Source organism: Roseburia sp. CLA-AA-H209 (assembly GCF_020687575.1).
Classification (GTDB): Bacteria; Bacillota; Clostridia; order Lachnospirales; family Lachnospiraceae; genus Roseburia_C; species Roseburia_C amylophila.
In genome coordinates, this window is record NZ_JAJEQU010000018.1 from 25030 (window position 1) to 47924 (window position 22895).

The 22895-nt window shown below is 41.7% G+C and carries 25 protein-coding genes; 21 read left to right on the forward strand and 4 right to left on the reverse strand.

Annotated features, from left to right (window positions below):
* Positions 1-152: 152 nt before the first annotated feature.
* The 6 genes from LKD41_RS13400 (at position 153) to LKD41_RS13425 (ending at position 5489) form a co-directional block, all read left to right on the forward strand.
* Positions 153-1304 carry an ABC transporter substrate-binding protein gene (locus LKD41_RS13400; protein ID WP_117698526.1) on the forward strand — a complete coding sequence of 384 codons (1152 nt, stop codon included), beginning with the start codon at positions 153-155 and terminating at the stop codon, positions 1302-1304.
* A gap of 97 nt (positions 1305-1401) precedes the next feature.
* Positions 1402-2277 carry a branched-chain amino acid ABC transporter permease gene (locus tag LKD41_RS13405; protein ID WP_022243458.1) on the forward strand — a complete coding sequence of 292 codons (876 nt, stop codon included), beginning with the start codon at positions 1402-1404 and terminating at the stop codon, positions 2275-2277.
* Positions 2278-2286: 9 nt separating this feature from the next.
* Positions 2287-3366, forward strand: a complete 1080-nt coding sequence (locus LKD41_RS13410; RefSeq protein WP_227701444.1) for a branched-chain amino acid ABC transporter permease — start codon at positions 2287-2289, stop codon at positions 3364-3366.
* A 1-nt stretch (position 3367) separates the two neighbouring features.
* A complete protein-coding gene (locus tag LKD41_RS13415; RefSeq protein ID WP_022243456.1) occupies positions 3368-4126 on the forward strand; it encodes an ABC transporter ATP-binding protein in 759 nt (252 codons plus the stop codon).
* Between the two features lie 13 nt (positions 4127-4139).
* Entirely contained in the window at positions 4140-4850 is a 711-nt protein-coding gene (locus LKD41_RS13420) for an ABC transporter ATP-binding protein (RefSeq protein ID WP_022243455.1), read from the forward strand.
* Between the two features lie 9 nt (positions 4851-4859).
* Positions 4860-5489 carry a cytidylate kinase-like family protein gene (locus LKD41_RS13425; RefSeq protein WP_022243454.1) on the forward strand — a complete coding sequence of 210 codons (630 nt, stop codon included), beginning with the start codon at positions 4860-4862 and terminating at the stop codon, positions 5487-5489.
* Positions 5490-5617: 128 nt separating this feature from the next.
* Here the strand turns inward: LKD41_RS13425 and LKD41_RS13430 are convergent, their stop codons facing one another.
* Complete coding sequence (locus LKD41_RS13430) at positions 5618-6268, reverse strand: potassium channel family protein (RefSeq protein WP_022243452.1); 651 nt, start codon at positions 6266-6268, stop codon at positions 5618-5620.
* Positions 6269-6301: 33 nt separating this feature from the next.
* A complete protein-coding gene (locus LKD41_RS13435) occupies positions 6302-7645 on the reverse strand; it encodes a TrkH family potassium uptake protein (protein ID WP_227701445.1) in 1344 nt (447 codons plus the stop codon).
* Positions 7646-7861: 216 nt separating this feature from the next.
* Here LKD41_RS13435 and LKD41_RS13440 point away from each other — a divergent pair, with 216 nt between their 5' ends.
* Together LKD41_RS13440 and LKD41_RS13445 are read left to right on the forward strand one after the other, a co-directional pair.
* Positions 7862-8392, forward strand: coding sequence for a hypothetical protein (locus LKD41_RS13440; protein ID WP_227701448.1), 531 nt, complete (start codon positions 7862-7864; stop codon positions 8390-8392).
* 29 nt (positions 8393-8421) lie between these two features.
* On the forward strand, positions 8422-8955 hold the full coding sequence (locus LKD41_RS13445; protein WP_227701446.1) for a DUF1653 domain-containing protein: 534 nt from the start codon (positions 8422-8424) through the stop codon (positions 8953-8955).
* Here the strand turns inward: LKD41_RS13445 and LKD41_RS13450 are convergent.
* The gene (locus LKD41_RS13450) at positions 8948-9403 is read right to left on the reverse strand and encodes a CYTH domain-containing protein (protein ID WP_118639777.1); all 456 of its coding nucleotides are present in this window, start codon (positions 9401-9403) and stop codon (positions 8948-8950) included. The two genes, LKD41_RS13445 and LKD41_RS13450, sit on opposite strands and share 8 nt — an antisense overlap.
* A gap of 193 nt (positions 9404-9596) precedes the next feature.
* Here LKD41_RS13450 and LKD41_RS13455 point away from each other — a divergent pair, with 193 nt between their 5' ends.
* From LKD41_RS13455 to LKD41_RS15700, 11 genes are all read left to right on the forward strand, one after another.
* Positions 9597-10148 (forward strand): DJ-1 family glyoxalase III, encoded by a 552-nt coding sequence (locus LKD41_RS13455; protein WP_117841692.1) that lies wholly within the window; start codon positions 9597-9599, stop codon positions 10146-10148.
* Between the two features lie 124 nt (positions 10149-10272).
* Positions 10273-10488 (forward strand): alpha/beta-type small acid-soluble spore protein, encoded by a 216-nt coding sequence (locus LKD41_RS13460; protein ID WP_022243446.1) that lies wholly within the window; start codon positions 10273-10275, stop codon positions 10486-10488.
* Between the two features lie 256 nt (positions 10489-10744).
* Positions 10745-12088 carry a trigger factor gene (tig, locus tag LKD41_RS13465; protein WP_117841693.1) on the forward strand — a complete coding sequence of 448 codons (1344 nt, stop codon included), beginning with the start codon at positions 10745-10747 and terminating at the stop codon, positions 12086-12088.
* Between the two features lie 115 nt (positions 12089-12203).
* Positions 12204-12785, forward strand: coding sequence for an ATP-dependent Clp endopeptidase proteolytic subunit ClpP (gene clpP / locus LKD41_RS13470; protein WP_022243444.1), 582 nt, complete (start codon positions 12204-12206; stop codon positions 12783-12785).
* A 129-nt stretch (positions 12786-12914) separates the two neighbouring features.
* Positions 12915-14168 (forward strand): ATP-dependent Clp protease ATP-binding subunit ClpX, encoded by a 1254-nt coding sequence (clpX, locus tag LKD41_RS13475; RefSeq protein ID WP_118639768.1) that lies wholly within the window; start codon positions 12915-12917, stop codon positions 14166-14168.
* Between the two features lie 16 nt (positions 14169-14184).
* A complete protein-coding gene (gene lon, locus LKD41_RS13480) occupies positions 14185-16512 on the forward strand; it encodes an endopeptidase La (RefSeq protein WP_227701447.1) in 2328 nt (775 codons plus the stop codon).
* A gap of 14 nt (positions 16513-16526) precedes the next feature.
* The gene (yihA, locus tag LKD41_RS13485) at positions 16527-17120 is read left to right on the forward strand and encodes a ribosome biogenesis GTP-binding protein YihA/YsxC (RefSeq protein ID WP_022243441.1); all 594 of its coding nucleotides are present in this window, start codon (positions 16527-16529) and stop codon (positions 17118-17120) included.
* Entirely contained in the window at positions 17110-18114 is a 1005-nt protein-coding gene (locus LKD41_RS13490; RefSeq protein ID WP_022243440.1) for a metal ABC transporter substrate-binding protein, read from the forward strand. Before yihA ends, LKD41_RS13490 begins: the two co-directional genes overlap by 11 nt.
* Complete coding sequence (locus tag LKD41_RS13495) at positions 18111-18857, forward strand: metal ABC transporter ATP-binding protein (RefSeq protein WP_022243439.1); 747 nt, start codon at positions 18111-18113, stop codon at positions 18855-18857. Before LKD41_RS13490 ends, LKD41_RS13495 begins: the two co-directional genes overlap by 4 nt.
* Positions 18854-19669 carry a metal ABC transporter permease gene (locus tag LKD41_RS13500; protein WP_022243438.1) on the forward strand — a complete coding sequence of 272 codons (816 nt, stop codon included), beginning with the start codon at positions 18854-18856 and terminating at the stop codon, positions 19667-19669. The genes LKD41_RS13495 and LKD41_RS13500 overlap by 4 nt, the downstream gene beginning before the upstream one ends.
* A gap of 126 nt (positions 19670-19795) precedes the next feature.
* On the forward strand, positions 19796-19930 hold the full coding sequence (locus tag LKD41_RS15700) for a hypothetical protein (RefSeq protein WP_255669511.1): 135 nt from the start codon (positions 19796-19798) through the stop codon (positions 19928-19930).
* Positions 19931-20121: 191 nt separating this feature from the next.
* Here the strand turns inward: LKD41_RS15700 and LKD41_RS13505 are convergent, their stop codons facing one another.
* Positions 20122-21441, reverse strand: coding sequence for a DNA polymerase Y family protein (locus tag LKD41_RS13505; RefSeq protein ID WP_022243435.1), 1320 nt, complete (start codon positions 21439-21441; stop codon positions 20122-20124).
* Positions 21442-21606: 165 nt separating this feature from the next.
* Here LKD41_RS13505 and LKD41_RS13510 point away from each other — a divergent pair, with 165 nt between their 5' ends.
* Positions 21607-22365: an adaptor protein MecA gene (locus tag LKD41_RS13510; RefSeq protein ID WP_022243434.1), complete on the forward strand. Its 759-nt coding sequence runs from the start codon at positions 21607-21609 to the stop codon at positions 22363-22365.
* An 18-nt stretch (positions 22366-22383) separates the two neighbouring features.
* Entirely contained in the window at positions 22384-22767 is a 384-nt protein-coding gene (locus LKD41_RS13515; RefSeq protein WP_022243433.1) for a hypothetical protein, read from the forward strand.
* Positions 22768-22895: the final 128 nt, after the last annotated feature.

A 22895-nucleotide genomic window follows, 5' to 3' on the forward strand; every position in this document is an offset into this window, starting at 1 on the left:
TAAAATCAATGCGTCTTTAGCACTTTAACGCAGCAAAGCATATGAAAAACCTAGAAAAATCAAGGAGTAGCAGGGAAAATGAGTATTGCTTTTCAAATTTTCATGTAGTAAGATAAGGCACATGAAACCTAGGAGTTAAAGGAGGAAGTATTATGAAGAAAAAAATAGTCAGTGTAATACTGGTCGCAGCGATGGCAGTTGGATGCCTTGCAGGTTGTGGCTCAAAAGAAGCAAAAAATGAAGATGCATTCTATATCGGAGGAATTGGACCGGTTACCGGTGATGCAGCAATTTACGGAACAGCCGTTCAGAACGGTGCACAGATTGCTGTCGATGAGATTAATGAAGCCGGTGGAATTAACGGTCATCAGATTGAATATAATTTCCAGGATGATCAGGGAGACCCTGAAAAGGCAGCAAACGCATACAACACCTTAAAAGACTGGGGTATGCAGGTATTAATGGGAACTGTTACAACAGGTCCTTGTGTATCTGTGGCAGATTTAACTGCAGCAGATAATATGTTCCAGATTACACCATCTGCATCATCTACAGATGTAATCAAGAACGACAATGTATTCCAGGTATGCTTTACAGACCCTGCACAGGGAACAAAATCCGCACAGTATATCGGTGAGAATAACCTTGCCAAGAAAGTGGCAATTATTTACAACAGTTCAGATATCTATTCATCAGGTATCGAAGCAAAATTTGTAGAAGAAGCAGCAAACCAGAACTTTGAGGTAGTTGCAGAAGAAGCATTTACTGCAGATTCCAAGACAGATTTTTCTACACAGTTACAGAAAGCAAAAGATGCAGAAGCAGATCTGGTATTCCTTCCAATCTACTATACAGAAGCATCTATTATCTTAACCCAGGCAGATTCTATGGGATATGCACCGACATTCTTCGGATGTGACGGTATGGACGGAATCTTAGGTGTTAAGAACTTCGATACTTCTTTAGCAGAAGGACTTATGTTATTAACACCGTTTGCAGCAGATTCGAAAGATGAAAAAACTGCAAACTTCGTTTCTAAATATGAAGAGAAATATAAAGATACACCAAACCAGTTTGCAGCTGATGCTTATGATGCAATTTATGCAATCAAAGCAGCATTGGAAGAAGCAAATGCAACACCGGATATGAGTGCTTCTGATATTTGTGATTTATTGAAAGACGCAATTACAAAAGTCAACATTGATGGTGCAACAGGTAGCGGAATGACATGGTCAGCAACTGGTGAAGTAAACAAAGATCCTAAAGCGGTTGTAATTCAGAATGGTGAATACGTAGGAATGTAATGTATTTTATCAGATAAGCCAAAGAGGGGTTGCCAATGGCAGCCCCTTTTATGTATTATAGAGGTATATATTCTAAGAGAAAGCAAGAGGTGTTGTTATGAGATTCATAACGTATTTAATCAACGGTATCAGCCTTGGCAGCATCTATGCAATCATTGCACTGGGTTACACCATGGTGTATGGAATTGCTAAGATGCTGAATTTTGCCCATGGTGATGTTATCATGATTGGCTGCTATGTCGTATTTATGACAATGAGCGGCATGAACATGAACCCGCTTTTGAGCGTAATCCTTGCAGTTGTAGTCTGCACTGTGCTTGGCGTGATAATTGAAAAAGTGGCATATAAGCCTTTGCGTAAGGCATCTCCACTGGCAGTATTGATTACCGCAATTGGTGTCAGCTATTTGCTGCAGAATATTGCATTACTGATATTTGGCGCAGATACCAAATCCTTTAGTTCTGTGGTTCCACTGCAGAATATCAAGATTGGCGGAATTACCATAACCGGTGTTACGGTAGTGGCAGTCCTGGCATGTATTGTTATCATGATTGGCCTGATGATTTTTATTAAAAAGACAAAAGCAGGACAGGCAATGCTGGCAGTATCCGAGGATAAGGATGCAGCACAGCTTATGGGGGTAAATGTAAACGGGACAATTTCACTTACTTTCGCAATTGGTTCCGGACTTGCAGCAATTGCAGGTGTGTTATTGTGTTCAGCATATCCGACACTGACTCCATATACCGGATCTATGCCTGGTATCAAAGCATTTACTGCAGCTGTATTTGGTGGAATCGGTTCCATTCCGGGAGCATTTATCGGAGGAATTCTTCTTGGTATTATCGAAATCTTAGGAAAAGCTTATATTTCTTCACAGCTTTCCGATGCTATCGTTTTTGCCGTATTGATTATCGTGTTATTGGTTAAGCCTACCGGTATTCTTGGTAAGCCAATCCATGAGAAAGTGTAGGTGGCAGAAATGAGTAAAATGAATTTAAAAACAATGAAGAAGACAACAAAGAGTAATTTGATTACATATGCTATGGTAATCATCATTTTTGCCGTAGTACAGATTCTGGTAGCAACCGGAAGCATGTCCAGTCTGATGCAGGGACTTTTGGTACCACTTTGTACTTATTCTATCGTTGCAATCGGATTGAACCTCTGTGTAGGCTATCTGGGTGAATTAAGTCTTGGTCATGCAGGCTTTATGTGTGTCGGCGCTTTTTCCAGTGCTTTCTTTACCCGATGCATGGAAAATTCATCTATGAATCCAACCCTGCGTTTTATCATCGCTTTATTAATCGGAACTGCTGTTGCAGCATTCTTTGGATTCTTAATCGGAATTCCGGTACTTCGTTTAAGAGGCGATTACCTTGCAATCGTAACCCTGGCATTTGGAGAGATTATCAAGAATGTCATCAATGTTCTTTATGTAGGCAAAGATGAAAACGGTCTGCATTTTGCAATCAATGACAGCAAGTCTCTTAATATGTCGGGAACCGGAGAAATGATTATCGATGGTGCAAAGGGAATCACCGGAACACCAAGACAGTCTACTTTCTTAATCGGTGTTATTTTGATTCTGGTTGCATTGTTTGTAGTATTTAATCTGGTTAATTCCAGAAGCGGCCGTGCCATCATGGCAATCCGTGATAACCGTATTGCAGCAGAATCTGTTGGCATTAATATTACAAAGTTTAAACTGATGGCATTTACCATTTCTGCAGCAATTGCAGGAGCAGGCGGAGTGCTTTATGCACATAACCTTTCCAGTCTGATTGCCCAGCCGGCAAACTTTGGATACAATATGTCCATCATGATTCTGGTATTTGTCGTACTCGGTGGAATAGGAAGCTTCCGTGGTTCCATTATTGCAGCCGTAGTACTGACCATGCTTCCGGAAGTATTGCGTGGACTGCGTGATTACCGTATGCTGATTTATGCGGTAGTTCTGATTGCAATGATGCTCTTTAACTGGGCACCGGCAGCAATTACCTGGAGACAGACACATTCTTTGAAGAATTTATTTGCAAAGAAAACGAAGGAGGTACAATAAGATGGCAATGTTAGAAGTAAAGAATCTTGGAATTTCCTTCGGTGGACTCCGGGCGGTAGATGGATTTGAAATGCAGATTGAAAAAGGTCAGTTATACGGACTGATTGGACCGAACGGTGCAGGTAAAACAACCGTATTTAATATGCTTACCGGTGTATACAAACCGGATGATGGAAGCATTGTACTGGATGGAAAAGATATTACCGGAAAGAAAACCATAGATATTAATAAAGCCGGAATTGCAAGAACCTTTCAGAATATCCGCCTTTTTAAAGACCAGTCCGTGCTGGATAATGTAAAAGTCGGACTGCATAATCATCATACCTATTCTACTTTAACCGGAATCCTAAGACTTCCGAAGTATTTTAAAGTAGAAGCAGAGATGAATGAAAAGGCAATGGAGCTGTTAAAGGTATTTGGTCTTGAGGATGAAGCAGATTATCTGGCATCCAATCTTCCATATGGTAAACAGCGTAAACTGGAAATCGCAAGAGCATTGGCAACCGAACCAAAGCTTCTGCTTTTAGATGAGCCGGCAGCCGGCATGAACCCAAATGAAACCAAAGAATTAATGGATACCATCCGCTTTGTAAGGGATGAATTTGATATGACCATTCTTCTGATTGAACATGATATGAAACTGGTATCCGGTATCTGTGAGAAACTGACTGTATTGAACTTCGGGCAGGTACTGGCAAGCGGGAATACCAGTGACGTATTGAATAATCCACAGGTTATCAAGGCGTATCTGGGTGAATAGGAGGGATGATAAAATGGCAATGCTTGAAATAAAAGATTTGGAAGTATATTATGGCGTGATTCAGGCAATTAAAGGGATTTCCTTTGATGTCAATGAAGGAGAAGTCATTGCATTAATCGGAGCCAATGGTGCAGGTAAGACAACTACACTGCAGACAATCACCGGAATGCTCAGTGCCAAAAAGGGAAGTATTCTTTTTGAAGGAACAGATATCACCAAGGTTCCGGGACACAAGATTGTATCCATGGGAATGGCACATGTTCCGGAAGGAAGACGTGTATTTGCAGAGCTTTCTGTATATGAGAACTTAAAGCTGGGTGCATATACCAGAAAAGATAAGCAGGAAATTGCAGAGTCTTTAGAGCGTGTATACAAGAGTTTTCCAAGATTAAAGGAACGTAAGAATCAGCTGGCGGGAACCTTAAGTGGTGGTGAACAGCAGATGCTTGCCATGGGCCGGGCATTGATGAGTAGGCCGAGGATCATCCTTATGGATGAGCCGTCCATGGGATTGTCTCCAATCTTTGTAGAAGAGATTTTTAACATTATCAAAGAAATATCTGCATCCGGTACAACGGTTCTTCTGGTAGAACAGAATGCAAAGAAAGCATTATCGATTGCAGACCGTGCATATGTACTGGAAACAGGTAAAATTGTATTGAGCGGTGATGCCAAAGAGCTTATGAATAATGAGTCTATTAAAAAGGCATATTTAGGAGAGTAGGTGTTAAATATGAAACATACGGTAATAACCATTGCAAGAAGTTATGGAAGCGGCGGAAGAACGCTGGGTAAGAAGCTGGCAGAAGAACTTGGAATTCATTGCTATGACCGTGAGTTAATAAGAATGGCTTCCGATGAAAGCGGAATCAATGAGGCATTGTTTGGAGAGGCAGATGAGAAACTGCGTAAGATGCCACTCTTTCGTATTGCGAAGAAAGCATATCATGGGGAAGTGCTTCCACCGGATAGTGATGAGTTTGTATCCAACGACAATCTCTTTAACTATCAGGCGAAAATTATCCGTGAGGTAGCCAAAGAAGAGTCCTGCATTATTATCGGACGTTGTGCGGATTATGTTTTAAAAGATTGTGATTATGTAAAGAGTCTGTTTTTCTACGCACCGCGTAAGGACTGCATTGAACGTGTCATGCAGCAGAATGGCGGGACTAAGAAGGATATTGAAAAGAAGATAGACACGATTGATAAATATCGTGCAGACTATTACAAATACTATACCGGCAGGGAGTGGAATGATGCCAGAAATTACGATTTCTGTCTGGACACTACATCCTTAAGCTATGAGAAGCTGGTACAGGTTGTAAAAGCATATTTAGAAATCAGTGAGGCAGAGCAGCCTTAGGAACAATATTGCAGCAGAATATGAGAAAGAAGAGGTATCTGATGATTCGGGCATCGGATACCTCTTCTTTCGATGCTTATGCGGGCAGCGGGAAAACGCTGGACTTACAAAGCATGTTTTCTGTAGTTTTACAGTTTCTTTAAAATTTTATCGATGTCATTTCTGTGGCCTAATACCATCAGATGGTCCGTGTCTTTAAAAATATAATTGGCATCCGGCAGCAGGCTCATGACACCATCTGTTTTAATACCGATGATATTGGCATGATAGCAGGCACGGAAATTTAGATCCTTAATACTCTTTCCAATCCATTCCGGTAATGGCGGAATCTCATAAATGGAGAAGCCACCGCCTAATTCAAAGTAGTCAAAGACCTGGTCGGCAGAGAAACGGACTGCAATTTTTTCTGCGATATCCCGGTCAGGGTAGATAACTTCGTCAGCACCGTTCCGCAGCAGAAATTTGGCATGAATATCACGGTTTGCTTTGCTGACGACATATCTGGCACCCATTTCCTTAAGCAGGCTTGTAATCTCTAAGCTGCTCTGGAAATTACTTCCGATACAGACAAAGCAGACGTCAAAATTGCCAACACCTAAAGTGGCAAGTACTTTTTCATTGGTGCAGTCGCCAATTTTTGCACTGGTGACAAAAGAGAGAACATCTTCCATTACGGCTTCATTCTCGTCCACAACCATAATCTCATTATCCAGTTTTGATAAGTCTTTGCAAAGGTGAGTGCCAAATCGGCCCAGTCCAATAATTAAAAATGATTTCATAGAATCCTCCTAGTATAATCAAGATATTTGATATTAACCGACATTGATTTTTTCTACCGGCTGCATCACATGCGCAATCCTTTTCTTATCCGTAAATGATAAGGCAAAGGAAAGGCTTCCCAGTCGTCCTAAATACATTAACAGAATTAGAATGATATGACAGCTGGTACTAAGGCTGCTTGTAATACCGGTTGACATTCCGACAGTGTCAAGAGCTGAAAATGCTTCAAAAGCCACATCAATGATTGGATAACCGGAAATAGCAGTAATTGCCAGTGTGGCGCTGAGTGCCAGCGTCAACTGGAACATAAGGACGACGACTGATTTGGTGATAACAGATTCTTCCAGTCTGCGTCCGAAAATATTTGTTCCGGTAGTACGGGTTAAGGTGGAACGTACGGATAACAATAGAACAAATATGGTTGTAACCTTTACACCGCCGGCGGTAGAACCCGGGGCACCACCGATAAACATAAATACAATAGAAAGAAATTTACTGCTTTCGCTTAACGCACCATTATCAACAGCGTTAAAACCGGCAGTTCGTGGGGTGACAGTACAGAAGAAAGAATTCAAAAGCTGTTCTCCGAAATTCATACCGGCAAATAAGCGGTTATGCTCAAAAAGATAAAAGAGCAACGTGCCGCCAAAGAGGCAGACTGCAGTAGCACTTAAAACCATTTTGGTCTGCAGGGCATAGTGGCGGCAATGCAGCCCGTGTTCCCTAAGGTCATTCCATACAAAGAAACCGATACCACCAATCAGGATCAGGGCACTGATGGTAAGAATTACTACAGGATCATTGTAGAATCTGGTAATGGATGAAAATGGACTGTAACGCCCCATTAAATCGAATCCTGCATTACAAAAAGCTGAAATAGAATGGAAGATACCATAATAGATGGCATGTAAAACATCCATGTCTTTCAGAAAACGCAGTGTCAGAATGAATGCACCCGACATTTCAAAAAGAAACGTGCCTCCGATGACACGGCGGACAAGCCGCACGACACCGCCGATTTCAAGGGTGTTTAAACTTTCTTTAATAAGACCACGCTGTTTCAGCCCGATTTTCTTACGTAATATCAAAGAAACAGTAATACCAATGGTGATAAAACCAAGACCACCAATCTGAATCAGAACTAATAAAACAAGCTGTCCGAAAATGCTCCAGTGGGTAAAGGTGTCAACCAGAACCAGACCGGTTACACAGGTAGCACTGGTTGAGGTGAAAAGGGCAGTTATAAATGGAGTCCATTCACCATTCCGGCTGGAAACCGGAAGCATCAGAAGTATGGTTCCGATAAAGATGAGCAATAGAAAACCAAGCGCTATCATCTGTGTACCGGACATACGTTTTTCAAATTTCCCAAACATAATAAAATTCCTATTCCTGATTTAAATAATTTTCGATAAATCTTATTTATCTATTATAGTAATTCTACTCCGCTTTGTCCAGAAAAGACAGTCTGACAGCAAGAAAAAATTATAGAATCAGTTGTTGTCTTAGCTGGTTTGTTTGAGTATAATAAAATAATAGGGTAAACTTGAAAAGAAAAAACTTGAAAAGGATAGAAAAAGGAAGGTTTTTATATGGGACTTTTTATTGTATTTATCATTATTATCATATATGTTGCTTTGTCCCAGAGTGTAAAGCAAAGCAATAATCAAAACAGGCGTGGAAATAATCCGGCTATGGGGCGGCCGCCACAGCAGATATATCGTCCACAGATGAACCAGCCGCAGCGTACATATCAGCAGACCATGAACCAGCCACAACGGGCATATCAGCAGGCACCAGCCCAGCCGCAGCGGGCATACCAACAGGCACCAGTCCAGCCGCATCCCATGTATCAGCAGGCACCTGATCCGCAGATGAACAGACAGCAGGCACAGCAGCAGTTAAAGAACCGGCTGGCGGAAAAATATCAGTCTGCAGCGGCAGAGGAAATGTCTGCCATGGAAGTAATAGAACCGATGGAATTTACTTATGATATTCCACAAAGTGATAATATGAAGAAAGTGCAGGAGCTGATGGTAACTGGCTTCAGCGGCAATCTGAATTTTGAAAGAGATTTTGTGGCAGAAGGAATTGAAATGTTAAACCGTTTTGAATTACAGTAAAGAACATAGATAAGTGGAGGATGACAGCAATGGAAGGCAGAAGACCGGCAACCGGGGAGATTTACAGACATTTTAAAGGAAAATTATATCAGATTGTAGCCATAGCAACACACAGCGAAACAAGAGAAGAACTGGTGATTTATCAGGCACTTTACGGAGCTTATAAAGTATATGCAAGACCGCTTGCCATGTTTGTAAGCGAAGTAGACCATGAGAAATATCCGGCAGCAGAGCAGAAATACAGATTTGAAAAAGTAAAACTGCAGGAAGAAGCACCGGAACAGCAGAAAACAGAGGCAGCCGTAACAGAAGCTGCACCGGATGCAGTAGAATCCGAAGAGCAGGCGAATCCGTTCCTGCTACGTTTCTTAGATGCAGATACCTATGAGGAGAAATATAAGATTTTAAATGAGATGGAAAATGATATTACAGACCGTCTGATTAATGATTTTTCCGTAGTATTGGATGTGGTGATTCCGGAAGGGGATTTAACCGGCCGTTATATACAGTTAAAGCAGTGTGTGGCAACCATGTGCCGTTATGAGACTACCCGCCTTAGGTAGGCAGTCCCACACGACTCAAAGTGCTATTGTGATAATCAGAGGAGAAGGTGACATCTTTCCCAAACCACTTCGGCGGAAGGAAGGATTCAGCTTCTTCTTTTGTTTCAAATTCCACTTCGGCTAATTTTAACGGAGCAAGGTCTCCTTCGAAAATATCAAGCTCAATGGTCAGCCTGTCAGTCAATGGAATCAGATAGCGCTTCTTGGAAATGATAATACCATCTGCTTTTTGAATCAGATGCCGGTAAGCCTCTTCATTCAGAGGAAGATTATATTCTTCCCGCACCATAAGACCGGAGCCTTTGTAAGTAAGAATATATTTGTCATTGGAGCGGCGCACCCGCACTACAGGGTCCGTATTGAGATACCCCTGCTCAATGACTTTGCAGGAATAGTCTTTTAAATCAAAAGGAATCTCATCAATTAAATATTTACGTTCAATTTCCATAATAGCCTCCATATAGTCAGGAAAATAATAATACATTTATTGTAAAATATTTTAAAATCCACTGCAACCATGGAATTGAAAAAGCGCAGTAACCATGCTAACATAAGAGACAGCATAGAAAAATTTCGTGTTAGAAAATGTAATATCAGAAAATGTAATATCAGAAGAGAATAGAAAACAGGAGAAAGATAATATGAAGAAAATCGGAATTTTTATGGCGGATGGCTGTGAAGAGATTGAAGGACTTACCGTAGTGGATGTGGTACGCAGAGCAGGAATTGCGATTGATATGATTTCCATTACCGGAAAGAAAGAAGTGGCAGGAGCCCACGGAATTACGTTTGCAGCAGATGTACTGGCAGAGGAAGCTGATTTTGACAGCTATGATGGAATTGTACTGCCGGGCGGAATGCCTGGAACCTTAAATCTCGGAAAGCATGAAATTGTAAAGAAAGTGATTACATCTTATGCAGCAGGCGGCAAACTTACTGCAGCAATCTGTGCTGCTCCAAGCGTATTGGGTGAGAATGGAATATTAGAGGGTAAACATGCAGTCAGCTATCCAGGTTTTGAAGAAAAGCTTCTTGGAGCCAGGGTCGGAGCAGAAAAAGTTGCAGTAGATGGCAACATCGTTACCAGCCGGGGCATGGGAACAGCCATTGAATTTGCCATGGCTATTGTAAAGTGGCTGGATCCACAGGCAGATATTGATGCGATGGAAGCAAATATCATGTATTTTAAATAAAAATAACCAGAACTTACCAACATAATTTATTCTCTGGAAGCCATACTAAAAACAGGATAAGCAACTAACAAAAGCTTATCTGAAAATAGATAACAAAGAGAAGAAACTATGGAGGTAGAAACAAATGAGCGGAACAAACAGTTCTAATTCAAGTAACCAGATGGCAGTGCCACAGGCAAAAGAGGCAATGCACCGTTTTAAACAGGAGGTTGCATCTGAAATCGGAGTACCTTTAAAAGAGGGATACAACGGTGACCTGACATCCAGACAGGCTGGCTCTATCGGTGGAGAAATGGTTAAGAAAATGATCATGAGACAGGAAGAGCAGATGTCTAAATAAGAAGAAAGACAAAAAGCCTTCGGGAAAAGCGCGAAAGTGCATTTCCCGGGGGCTTTTTACATGACTGTCACCAATTGAAATCCGGTTGAAATCTTGTACCGAAAAAAAAGCTAGTAATTTTACAAACGGTGTGTTATAATCTCTAAATGACTGTTAGTAGCTCTAAGTATGCCTATTTTTAGGGGAGCAGTCGTAAGATAAGAAAATATTTGTACATGTATATTTTATATATAGTTATAAGGAGGAAGAAACGAGAATGAGTGTACAGGTTGAAAATTTAGAGAAAAATATGGTAAAGCTTACAATTGAAGTGGCAGAAGATAAAGTGGCAGAGGCTTTGAAAGCTGCATACAATAAGCAGAAAAACAAAATCAGCATCCCTGGATTCCGTAAAGGAAAAGTTCCAATGGCTATGGTAGAGAAAATGTATGGTCCGGAAATCTTTTATGAAGATGCTGCAAATATCATGATGCAGGAAGCTTATCCGGCAGCAATCGATGAGAGCGGTGTAGATATCGTTTCCCAGCCAACTGTTGATGTAGTTCAGTTAGAAAAAGGAAAACCATTCATCTTTACAGCAGAAGTTGCAAAGAGACCAGAAGTTAAACTTGGCAAATATAATGGTGTAACTGTAACAAAGATTGACACATCCGTATCTGATGAAGAAGTTGCAGAAGCATTAGAGAGAGAAAGAAATAACAATGCAAGAACTGTAACTGTAACAGACAGACCTGTTGCAGAAGGTGATACAGCAGTTATCGACTACGAAGGATTCGTAGACGGTGTCGCATTTGAAGGTGGAAAAGGAGAGAATCATCCATTAGAGATCGGTTCCCATTCCTTCATCGATACATTCGAAGATCAGTTAGTAGGAAAGAACACTGGCGATGAGGTAGAAGTAAACGTTACATTCCCGAAGGAATATCATGCAGAAGACTTAGCTGGAAAACCAGCAGTATTCAAAGTTAAGATTAACGAGATTAAGACAAAAGAACTTCCAGAGTTAAACGATGAGTTCGCATCTGATGTTTCTGAATTCGAAACTTTAGAAGAATACAAAGAGAGCGTGAAGAAGAACTTAGAAGAGACCAAAGAGAACAATGCAAAACGTACCAAAGAGGATGAAGCAATCAAGAAGATTATCGAGAAATCTGAGATGGAAATCCCGGATGCAATGATTGAATCCCAGGTACAGAATATGATTCAGGAATTCGCTCAGAGACTTGCCCAGCAGGGATTAAGCTTTGACCAGTATATGCAGTTCTCTGGAATGACTATGGACAAGATGAAAGAGCAGGTTCGTCCGGAAGCATTAACAAGAATCCAGAGCAGCTTAGTATTAGAACAGATTGCAAAAGAAGAAAACTTCGAGATTACAGAAGATGATGTAAATGCTGAAATCGAGAAGATGGCAAAAGCATACGGAATGGAAGCTGATAAGCTCAAAGAGTATGTTGGCGATGACGAGAAAGAATCCATGAAACGTGATATTGCAATTGAAAAAGCAGTTCAGTTCATCATGGACAATGTAAAAGAAAGAGCAAAAGCTAAGACTAAAAAAGAAAAAGAAGCAGAAGCAGCAGCTAACGCAGAAGCATAAGAGAAGCACGTAAAGAGACAGACTGACTTGGAATCAGGTCGGTCTGTTTTACGCAAACCACTTGAACCAGAGATAAAGTTGCAGCAGAATGTATGGTAGAAATGGAGGTTATCATATGAGTTTAGTACCTTATGTCATTGAACAGACCAGCAGAGGAGAGCGTAGTTACGACATATACTCCAGATTATTAAAGGATAGAATTATTTTCCTTGGTGAAGAGGTAAATGAGACCACAGCCAGTCTGGTAGTGGCACAGCTTTTATTCTTAGAGTCCGAAGATCCGGGAAAAGACATTCAGTTATACATCAATTCTCCGGGTGGAATTGTAACAGGCGGATTGGCAATTTATGATACCATGCAGTATATCAAATGTGATGTATCTACAATTTGTATCGGACTTGCAGCCAGCATGGGTGCATTCCTGTTGTCCGGTGGAACAAAAGGAAAGAGATTTGCATTACCAAATGCAGAGATTATGATACATCAGCCTTCCGGTGGAGCAAAAGGACAGGCAACTGAGATTCAGATTGCAGCAGAGAATATCTTAAAGACCAAGAAACGTTTGAACGAGATTTTAGCTGCAAATACCGGAAAGCCATATGATGTAATTGCCGCAGATACAGAGCGTGACTATTATATGTCCGCAGAAGAGGCAAAGGAGTATGGCCTGATTGACGGTGTAATTACAGCAAGATAAGAGAAATAAGAAAGAGGCTGTCTCTGGGCGGATTATCCGAAGCACATATGCGGAATTCGACTACGGGCAGCCTTTACCTTTTTTACGAAGGATTTAGAAAAGATAGATGGAAATAATCGAGGTGGAAAGATGGCAGGAAGAAATAGCGAGGACAAAATCAGATGTTCCTTTTGCGGAAAATCACAGGATCAGGTACGCAAGCTGATTGCAGGACCAAACGGTGCATATATCTGTGATGAATGCGTGGACATCTGTGCAGAAATCATAGAGGAGGAATTCGAAGATGAGGAGATTTCCGGAAAAGGAAAGGAAGATTTAGAAGAAATCAACCTGATTAAACCGGAAGAGATGAAGAAATTTTTAGATGAATATGTAATCGGTCAGGACGAAGCCAAAAAAGTTCTTTCTGTAGCTGTATATAATCACTATAAAAGAATTACTTCTGATGTAGATATGAATGATGTGGAATTGCAGAAGAGTAACATTCTGATGTTAGGACCGACCGGTTCCGGTAAGACCCTTCTGGCACAGACACTGGCAAGAGTCTTAAATGTACCGTTTGCCATTGCAGATGCCACCACATTAACAGAAGCAGGATATGTCGGTGAAGACGTAGAGAATATCCTTCTGAAACTGATTCAGGCAGCAGATTACAATATCGAGCGCGCCCAGTGCGGAATCATTTACATCGATGAGATTGATAAGATTACGAAGAAATCCGAAAATGTATCCATTACCAGAGATGTGTCCGGTGAAGGTGTACAGCAGGCATTATTAAAAATCTTAGAGGGAACTGTGGCTTCCGTTCCACCACAGGGTGGAAGAAAGCATCCACAGCAGGAATTAATCCAGATTGATACTACGAATATTTTATTTATCTGTGGTGGAGCATTTGATGGATTAGAGAAGATTATCGAGCAGCGTATGGATCAGAAATCCATCGGCTTTAACGCAGATATTGCAGACCGTACCGAGCGTAATCTGAGCGAAGTCTTAAAGCAGGTACTGCCGGGAGATTTTATTAAATTCGGTCTGATTCCGGAGTTTATCGGACGTGTTCCGGTAAATGTGTCCTTAGAGCAGCTGGATAAGGAAGCGTTAATCCGTATCTTAAAGGAGCCGAAGAATTCCCTGATTAAGCAGTATAAGAAGCTGTTTGAAATTGACGGCGTAGAGCTGGAATTTGAAGATGATGCAGTAGAAGCAATTGCAGAGAAATCCTTAGCCCGTAAGACCGGTGCCCGTGGACTTCGTGCAATTATGGAAGATACCATGATGGATTTAATGTATCAGATTCCTTCTGATGAGAGTATTGTAAAATGCACCATTACAAAAGAAACGGTAGAAGACAAGAAAGCGAAGATAGAATATCATAACGCATAAATAAGAGGAGAAAAAGATGAGCAGGACAGTAATTCATTTACCGGCAGTTGCACTTCGTGGAATGACCATTCTGCCGGGAATGGTGGCTCATTTTGATATTAGCAGGGACCGTTCCATTCATGCCATAGAAGAGGCGATGGTTGGAGACCAGAAAATATTCCTGATTACACAGCAGGATGCTTCCGTAGAGGAGCCGGCCAGGGATGATTTATATCAGATTGGTGTTATTGCTGAAGTAAAGCAGGTAATAAAGATGCCAAATGAAATCGTGCGTGTTTTGGTAGAAGGATTGGAAAGAGGCGAGTTAGCCTCTTTTCTGTCACAGGAGAAGTATCTGATGGCAGAGGTCATCCTTTTTGATGAAAAAACGGCAGAAGAGGAAGAACTGATGCCGGAAGCGAAGGAAGCAATGCTTCGCTGTATCAGGGAAACCGTACTGAAATATCAAAAAGCCAATGGACATATGAGCAAAGAATTCTTACGTCAGGTAGAAGAACAGCAGGACGTTGGAACTTTGATGCAGCAGGTTGCATACAATCTGCCGCTTTATTATATCCAGAAACAGAAAATCTTAGAGGCAGTAGATCTCACTTCCCAGTATGAGACTTTAATGGCAATTCTGCTGAATGAAGTAGAAGTTATTTCCCTGAAAAATGAATTTCAGGCGAAGGTGAAAGAACGCGTGGATAAGAATCAGAAGGAATATCTTTTGCGGGAACAGATGAAACTGATTCGGGAAGAACTAGGTGAGGATAATACACAGTCAGATGCGGAACACTTTTTAGAGGAAGTAAAGAAGCTGAAGGCAGATAAGACGGTCAAAGAGAGAATTAAAAAAGAGATTGAGCGTTTTAAGAATATTGCATCCAGTTCTTCGGAAAGTGCAGTCAGCAGAGGCTATATTGAGACATTGCTGGAACTGCCATGGAATAAGGCTTCTAAGGATAATAAAGATTTAGCTAATGCAGAGAAAATTTTAGACGAAGACCACTACGGACTGGAAAAAGTAAAAGAGCGTATGCTGGAATTCTTAGCAGTCCGGAATCTGACTCATAAAGGAGAAAGTCCAATTATCTGTCTGGTGGGACCTCCTGGAACCGGCAAGACAAGCATTGCCCGTTCTGTGGCAAAAGCATTGAATAAAAAGTATGTCAGAATCTGTCTCGGCGGTGTCCGTGATGAGGCAGAGATTCGTGGACACAGAAAGACCTATGTGGGGGCAATGCCGGGCAGAATTATTAATGGTTTAAAGAGTGCCGGAGTAAAGAACCCGCTGATGCTTTTAGATGAGATTGATAAAGTAAGCAGTGATTATAAGGGAGATACATCTTCTGCACTGCTGGAAGTATTGGATAATGAGCAGAACAGCCATTTCAGGGACCACTATGTGGAGCTTCCGGTAGATTTGTCTGAGGTATTGTTTATTGCGACAGCCAATTCCGTACAGACAATACCAAGACCTCTGTTAGACCGTATGGAGCTGATTGAGGTAAGCAGTTATACGGAAAATGAAAAGGCTCACATTGCAAAAGAGCATCTTATAGCAAAGCAGATTGAGAAAAATGGCTTAAAGGAATCAGAGCTTACATTCCAGAATGGTGCAATTGAGCAGCTGATTCGCAGCTATACAAGAGAAGCCGGTGTGCGTAACTTAGAACGCAAAATCGGTGAAATCTGCAGAAAAGCAGCAAGAGAGATTTACGAGGGCAAGAAAAAGAAAGTTACTATAAGCACAAAGAACTTAGAACATTATCTTGGCAAAGAGAAATATACCTTTGATAAGAAGAATGAGAAGGACGAGGTTGGTATTGTCCGGGGATTGGCATGGACCAGTGTCGGTGGCGATACATTAGAAATCGAAGTAAATGTAATGCCGGGAAAAGGTGAATTTAAACTGACAGGACAGCTTGGCGATGTCATGAAAGAGTCTGCACAGGCTGGAATCAGTTATATCCGTTCTGTCAATGAGCAGTATCAGATACCGGACGATTTCTTTACCAGACATGATATACATATCCACATTCCGGAAGGAGCCGTACCAAAGGATGGACCGTCCGCCGGTGTTACCATGGCAACCGCAATGCTTTCTGCCATTACCGGGAAAAAGGTGCGTGCTGATGTTGCCATGACAGGAGAGATTACCCTCCGCGGCAGAGTGCTTCCGATTGGTGGATTAAAAGAGAAAACATTAGCAGCGAAAAATGCCGGTATCCGGACAGTCTGTGTGCCGGGAAAAAATGAAAAAGATATCGAGGAACTCTCAGCAGAGATTAAAAAGGATTTAGAAATTGTCTATGCAGATACCATCGAAGATATCTTAAAGGTTGCTTTTGTAAAAGAGTAGTAAAGGAGCAGAAAATGGTTATAAAAGAAGTAAACTTGGAAACGGTGTGTGGTGTTACCAGTAAGCTTCCGGAGAATACATTGCCGGAGGTGGCATTTGCAGGAAAATCCAATGTTGGAAAGTCATCATTAATTAATGCACTGATGAACCGGAAATCCCTTGCAAGAACCTCTGCACAGCCGGGAAAGACACAGACCATTAATTTCTATAATATCAATGATGCCATGTATCTGGTGGATTTGCCGGGATATGGTTATGCGAAAGTAGCAGAGAGTGAGAAAGCAAAATGGGGTAAAATGATTGAAAATTATCTGCATACCTCAAAGCAGCTGCGCCGGGTATTCTTATTAATTGATATCAGGCATGACCCGTCTGCCAATGATAAACTGATGTATGACTGGATTATCCATCAGGGCTTTGATCCGGTTATTGTGGCAACCAAGCTGGACAAGCTGAAGAGAAGCCAGGTGCCAAAATGTATCAAGGCAGTAAAAGAAGGTCTGAAAGTAAAACCGGGAACGGTAATTGTTCCGTTTTCTGCAGTAACCAAGCAGGGCAGGGAAGAAATCTGGCAGATTATGGATGAGGCTGTTGGCTATGAAGAATAAATATGTATTTGTAACGGTTCTTCTGCTGGTACTTTTATTGACTGGTGCAGGACTGACACAATTATATGTAAAAGAAGAGACAAAACAGCAGGATAGTGAACTTACGGTAGTAACATCCTTTTATCCGATGTATATTGCAGCAATGAATGTCATCGGAGACACTCCGGGTGTGGATTTGCAGAATCTCAGTGAGCCGCAGACCGGCTGCCTTCACGATTACCAGTTGACTCCGGCAGACATGAAGCTCCTTTCCGGTGCAGATGTGTTTATTGTAAATGGCGGCGGAATCGAATCTTTTTTATCGGATGTGGCAGCAGATTATAAGAATCTTTCCATTGTAAATGCCTGCGAGGGACTTAATCTTTTGTCCGAAGAGGATGAAGGAGAGGAACATGCTCACGGAGATGCCCATGAAGATGCTGCAGAGGAGCATATCCACGGAGATACCGAGGATACTCATGAAGATGGGCACAATCACGGGGATGTGAATGCCCATGCATGGATGAGCATTGCGTTATATAAGCAGCAGGTGAAAAATATTTTAGAAGGTCTTTGCAGGATAGATCCGAAGCATCAGGATGCCTATGAAAGCAATGCAAAGGAGTACCTGGCAAAGCTTGAGGATTTAGAGAGCGAGCAGCAGTCCTTAAAGGAAGAATTAGCAGGAAAGCATATTGTTATTTTCCATGAAGCCTATGCCTATGTGGCAGAGGACTATGATATGGAGATTTCCTATACCATGGATTTGGATGAGGAGCGTCAGGTCAGTGCCGGTGAAGTGGCAGATGTGATGGGAGCCATTGAAAAGAATGATATATCAGTGGTGCTGGCAGAAGAACTCTATGGCAAAGATATGGGAGATACGGTAGAACGGGAGACCGATGCGAAAGTATGTTATCTTGATACCTTAACCCGTGGGGAGTATGAAAAGGACAGCTATCTTGATGCAATGAGACATAATATGGAACTGCTGAAGGAGGCTTTTGCAGAATGAGAAAAATAGTAAAACCATGTGGACTGCATTGTATCCGGATCAACCATCTGGGTGTTACTATTGGAGAACAGCAGATATTGTCAGATGTGAATCTGCATATTCATTGTGGAACACTGACGGTACTGATTGGTCGGAACGGAGCAGGAAAATCAACTCTGATCCGGGCTATTTTAAATGACATTCCACACACGGGAAGCATTGAATTTAAGGACAGGGAAAATGGTCATATCCAGAAGCTTAAGATTGGTTATGTACCACAGAATCTAAATATCGAGAAATCCACTCCGGTCAGTGTCTATGATATGATTGCAAGCTATCAGTCCAACCGGCCGGTATTTTTATATAAGAGCAAAAAACTATATCAGGAAATTAAAGAAAGCTTAAAAATGTTTGAAGCCGAGCATTTGATTGACAAGCAGGTATGTAATCTTTCCGGTGGGGAATTACAGCGTGTACTTCTTTCCATGGCAGTGATGGATGAACCGAATCTGCTGCTTTTGGATGAGCCGGTGTCTGGTATTGATCAGAATGGGATGGAGTTATTTTACCGGAATATCGAATATCTGAAGGAAAATTTTGACCTGGCAGTTTTACTGATTTCCCATGACCTTGATTATGTAAGAAAATATGCAGACCATGTGGTTCTCATAGATGGCAAAGTGCTGACCCAGGGAACACCGAAGGAAGTCTATGACAGTGATGCTTTTAAACAGGTATTTACAGATATGGAGGTGCGGGGATGATAGAATTTTTTACCGCGTGGTGGTCTTATGGATTTATGCGGAATGCATTTATCGCAATCCTGATTATCACACCATTGTTTGGAATCCTTGGAACCATGATTGTAAATAACAAAATGGCATTTTTCTCAGATGCATTAGGTCATTCTGCATTGACGGGAATTGCTCTTGGCGTTGTGATGGGAGTTGCAGATACGACCTTATCCATGATTATTTTTGCAGTAATTTTTGCATTATTACTAAACTATATCAGCAGTAAAGCATCGGCATCCAGAGATACGATTATCTCCGTTTTTTCTTCAGCGTGTATTGCTGTGGGACTGGCCATCTTATCGAAAGGTGGCAATTTCAGCAAATATTCCAGTCTTTTGGTAGGTGATGTTTTAAGCATCTCTAAAAAGGAAATTATTTATCTGATTCTGATTTTTGCGGCAACACTGATTTTCTGGGGCGTGGCATTTAATAAGTTAAATGCGGTAAGCCTGCACCGGGCGCTGGCAAAGAGCCGGGGAATCCGGGTGAAGCTGATAGAAAATATTTTTGCAATTTTTATTGCATTAATTGTAATGCTTTCCATTAAATGGATTGGAATTTTGATCATCAATGCACTGCTGATTCTTCCGGCAGCAGCAAGCCGGAATATTTCGGTCAACATGCGGGAGTATCATTTATTTTCCGTTATCTTTTCTCTGTTTTCGGGATTGCTCGGATTGATGATTTCCTATTTTACCAATGTTGCAACAGGTCCGATGATTGTGATTGTAGCAGCCATCATTTATTTTGCAACTTATGTATACGGAAGGAGAAATGCATGATGAGAACCACGAAAAAAGGAAGAAAAGGCGCACTTTTACTTACCTTTCTTCTGGCAGGAAGTTTACTGTTTTCTGGTTGTAAGAAAGAAGAGACGGTAGAGTATCCTGCCGTTATTGGATGTTGTGATGGAATATCAGGATGGCAGCATTTCGCTGGCGTATCCGGCTGATTCCACAGAAAGTTATTGGAATTATCTGGTGGCAGCACTGATAAAATACAGTTATCTTCGGGAAGCCGATGGCAGTGTAACCTTATGGTGAGGATACGACGGTGCAGGCACAGCTTGACGACTGGATTGCACAAGAGGATGGAAGTTATCTTGTAACGGCCTCCCTCTTAACCTATAGTGATGCAGAGGGAAGCAGTAACAGAACCTTCCAGTTTATATTAAACGATAATGGATATAAGGATGAACTTCCGGATCCATTATTCTACTATACCATCTCAAACGTCAGTCCGATGGATGATTCTTTTTCGGATCTGACTCAGGAGACGGAAGAAAACTCCCCCGGACAAGAGCCTTCGACCCAAAACGTTTCCGAATAGAATCAATGGCTGCATCCAGTTGCTTTTGCTTATTGGCAGAAGGCATCTGGGTGCAGCTTTTTTTATTGCCATCTGGGAGCGGACTGCCGGAAGCTGTACTTTCTGTGGAAATCATGGCAGATGCCGATGAATCGGCTGCATAATCAAAAATAGAAAGCTGCACCGGTGCATCTTCAGGAAGCAGACGGCTGGTACGGATGCCAAGGAGCCGGACAGGTTCACTATTCCAGAGCTGCTGGAAAAGGGAAACGGCAGTTTTATATAGGGCATCTGTAGTATTTGTGGCTGAGAGGAGACTGCACTGGTGGGAAGTATTGGTAAAATCATGATAGCGGATTTCTACCGTAATACTCTGGGCTAACATTTTTTCTTTCCGAAGGCGAATGGATACAGATTCGGAAAGAGAGAGCAGAACCTTTTTTGCATCTGCTAAGGTGCGGGCGTCCTCCTTTAAAGTGGTGGAATTGCCAATCCCCTTGGCTTCCCGCTTGATAGAATGCACATGGTCATCTCCGATTCCATTGGCATATTCCCACATCAGTGTGCCGTGGCTTTTGAATTCCTGCCGGAGGTAATCCGGGTCAGTGGCTGCAAGTTCTCCGATGGTACGGATGCCAAGTGCTTTCAACCGGGCAGCACTGGAATGCCCTACCATGTAGAGATCATCCACCGGAAGCGGCCACATTTTTTTTGCAATTTCATCCGGAAAAAGAGTGTGAATCCGATCCGGCTTGGTAAAATCACTTGCCATCTTCGCCAGAAGCTTATTTGGAGCAATTCCAATATTAACGGTAAAACCAAATCGTGATTTAATATTTGCAGAAATGATTTTGGCTGCTGCAAGAGGAGATTCATACCGGTGGGCAATGGGCGTAAAGTCAAGAAAACATTCATCTATGGAAAGCTGCTCGATATCATCGGTGTAGGTATGCAGCAGTTCCATAAGTGCATGGCTTTTTTTCTGGTACATGGCATGATCCGGCGGAACCAGCATAAGGGTAGGACATTTGCGTAAAGCATTGGCAACCGGTTCGCCGGTGACAATCTTATAGGCTTTGGCAGGCACAGACTTGGCAAGAACCACACCGTGTCTTGTAGCAGAGTCACCGCCAATAATTGCCGGTATAGTGCGGATATCTAAAGTTTCACCATGCTCTAGGCGGTCGACAGCACTCCAGCTTAAAAAAGCAGAATTGACATCAATATGAAAGATAATCCGGTGCATAATGCTCCTCCTTTACCGTATTATGGAATTGCCGGCTGTTTACGGGCTTAATACCTTGGATACCTATATTATAAAAGCTTTCCGGTTGAAAAGAAAGGGCTTTTAGTGTATAGTAAGGTTACAAATAAGGGAAAACGCAGCGAGAATAATGGCAGGTGATTGTTTATGAGATTTAAAAGAATCGATGTGGATACGGTGCGCTGTATTATTTCAGAAGAAGAATTAATGGAAAATGGGCTGGAAGTAGATGATTTTCTGCAGAATGACGGAAGAACAGAATCGTTTCTGCGTAAGATTATTTCCATGGCAGAAGAAGAGGTCGGATATAAAGTACAGGGTGGAAATATTACCATTCAGGTTGCAGTACTGCCGGAGCATACGCTGGCACTTACTTTTTCGGAGAAGCCGGAGCTTGGCATCAGCAATATGTTGGAAAATCTGAAGTCTGCAGTAGAAAGTCTGGTTAAGAATGCTCCTGATATTGAAAAGCTGAAACAGACGTCAAAAGAGCTGGCAAATCAGAATCATACGGATGAAGGCATTGCAGAAATACAGCCGGAGCAGTCAGATTCCAAGGCAGAAGAAAGCACAGATAAGAAACAGTCTGCCGGTGGCTTTACACTAAAAGACCGGAATTTTTATCAGCTTTGCTTTGCAAGCATGGAACGTGCAATTTTTTATGCCAAGGGCGTCCGTCTGGAACTGCCGATGAAGAGTAGTCTTTATTATCTGACCAGAGAGGATGCTTATTATCTTTTGCTTGAGAAGGGAGAACTTAGTGATAAACAGCTTTGTCGTCTTTTAAGTGCTTCTTTGGAATTTGCAGATGATATTTATGCGCATGGACCGACCCGGGCATATATTATGGAGCATGGAAAATGCATTTTGCCGGAGCAGGCGTTAGAACATTTACAGGAAATTTAGACAGACAGAGGAATTGGAATGGAAGAATATAAAGATAAAGCATCGTTTGAAGAATTTTTTAAGCAGAACTATGTACCACTGGATTATAAATCCATTCGGAATGAGATGCGGGAGGCAGCCGGAGATGGCTGGAGCCTTTTTACCGATGAATACAAATTCCGTGGAAAGATAGATAAGAAAGATTTTATTGTGCATATGACAGGCGATGCCTACTGCACTTTTGAAGAGATTGTGGAAAATGCAATTGATGAGTTGAATAGCGGAATCCTTGACATTGTGATGGAAATCGGCAATGAGATGGAATTTGACAACGATACAGCAGAAATTTATTTTGATACCATTGAAAAGCAGTTGAAGGAAATGTTAGATGCCCTTTATGATGATGTGCTTAAAGATTTATAAAAGCAGGTAAAATAAACAGTAAAGATAGAAAAGACCCTGGAAGAACGATTGTATGATATGTACCCTCTTTACTGGACAACCAGTAAGGAGGGTGTTTTTATGCGTTATAGTTATGAGTTTAAACTGAT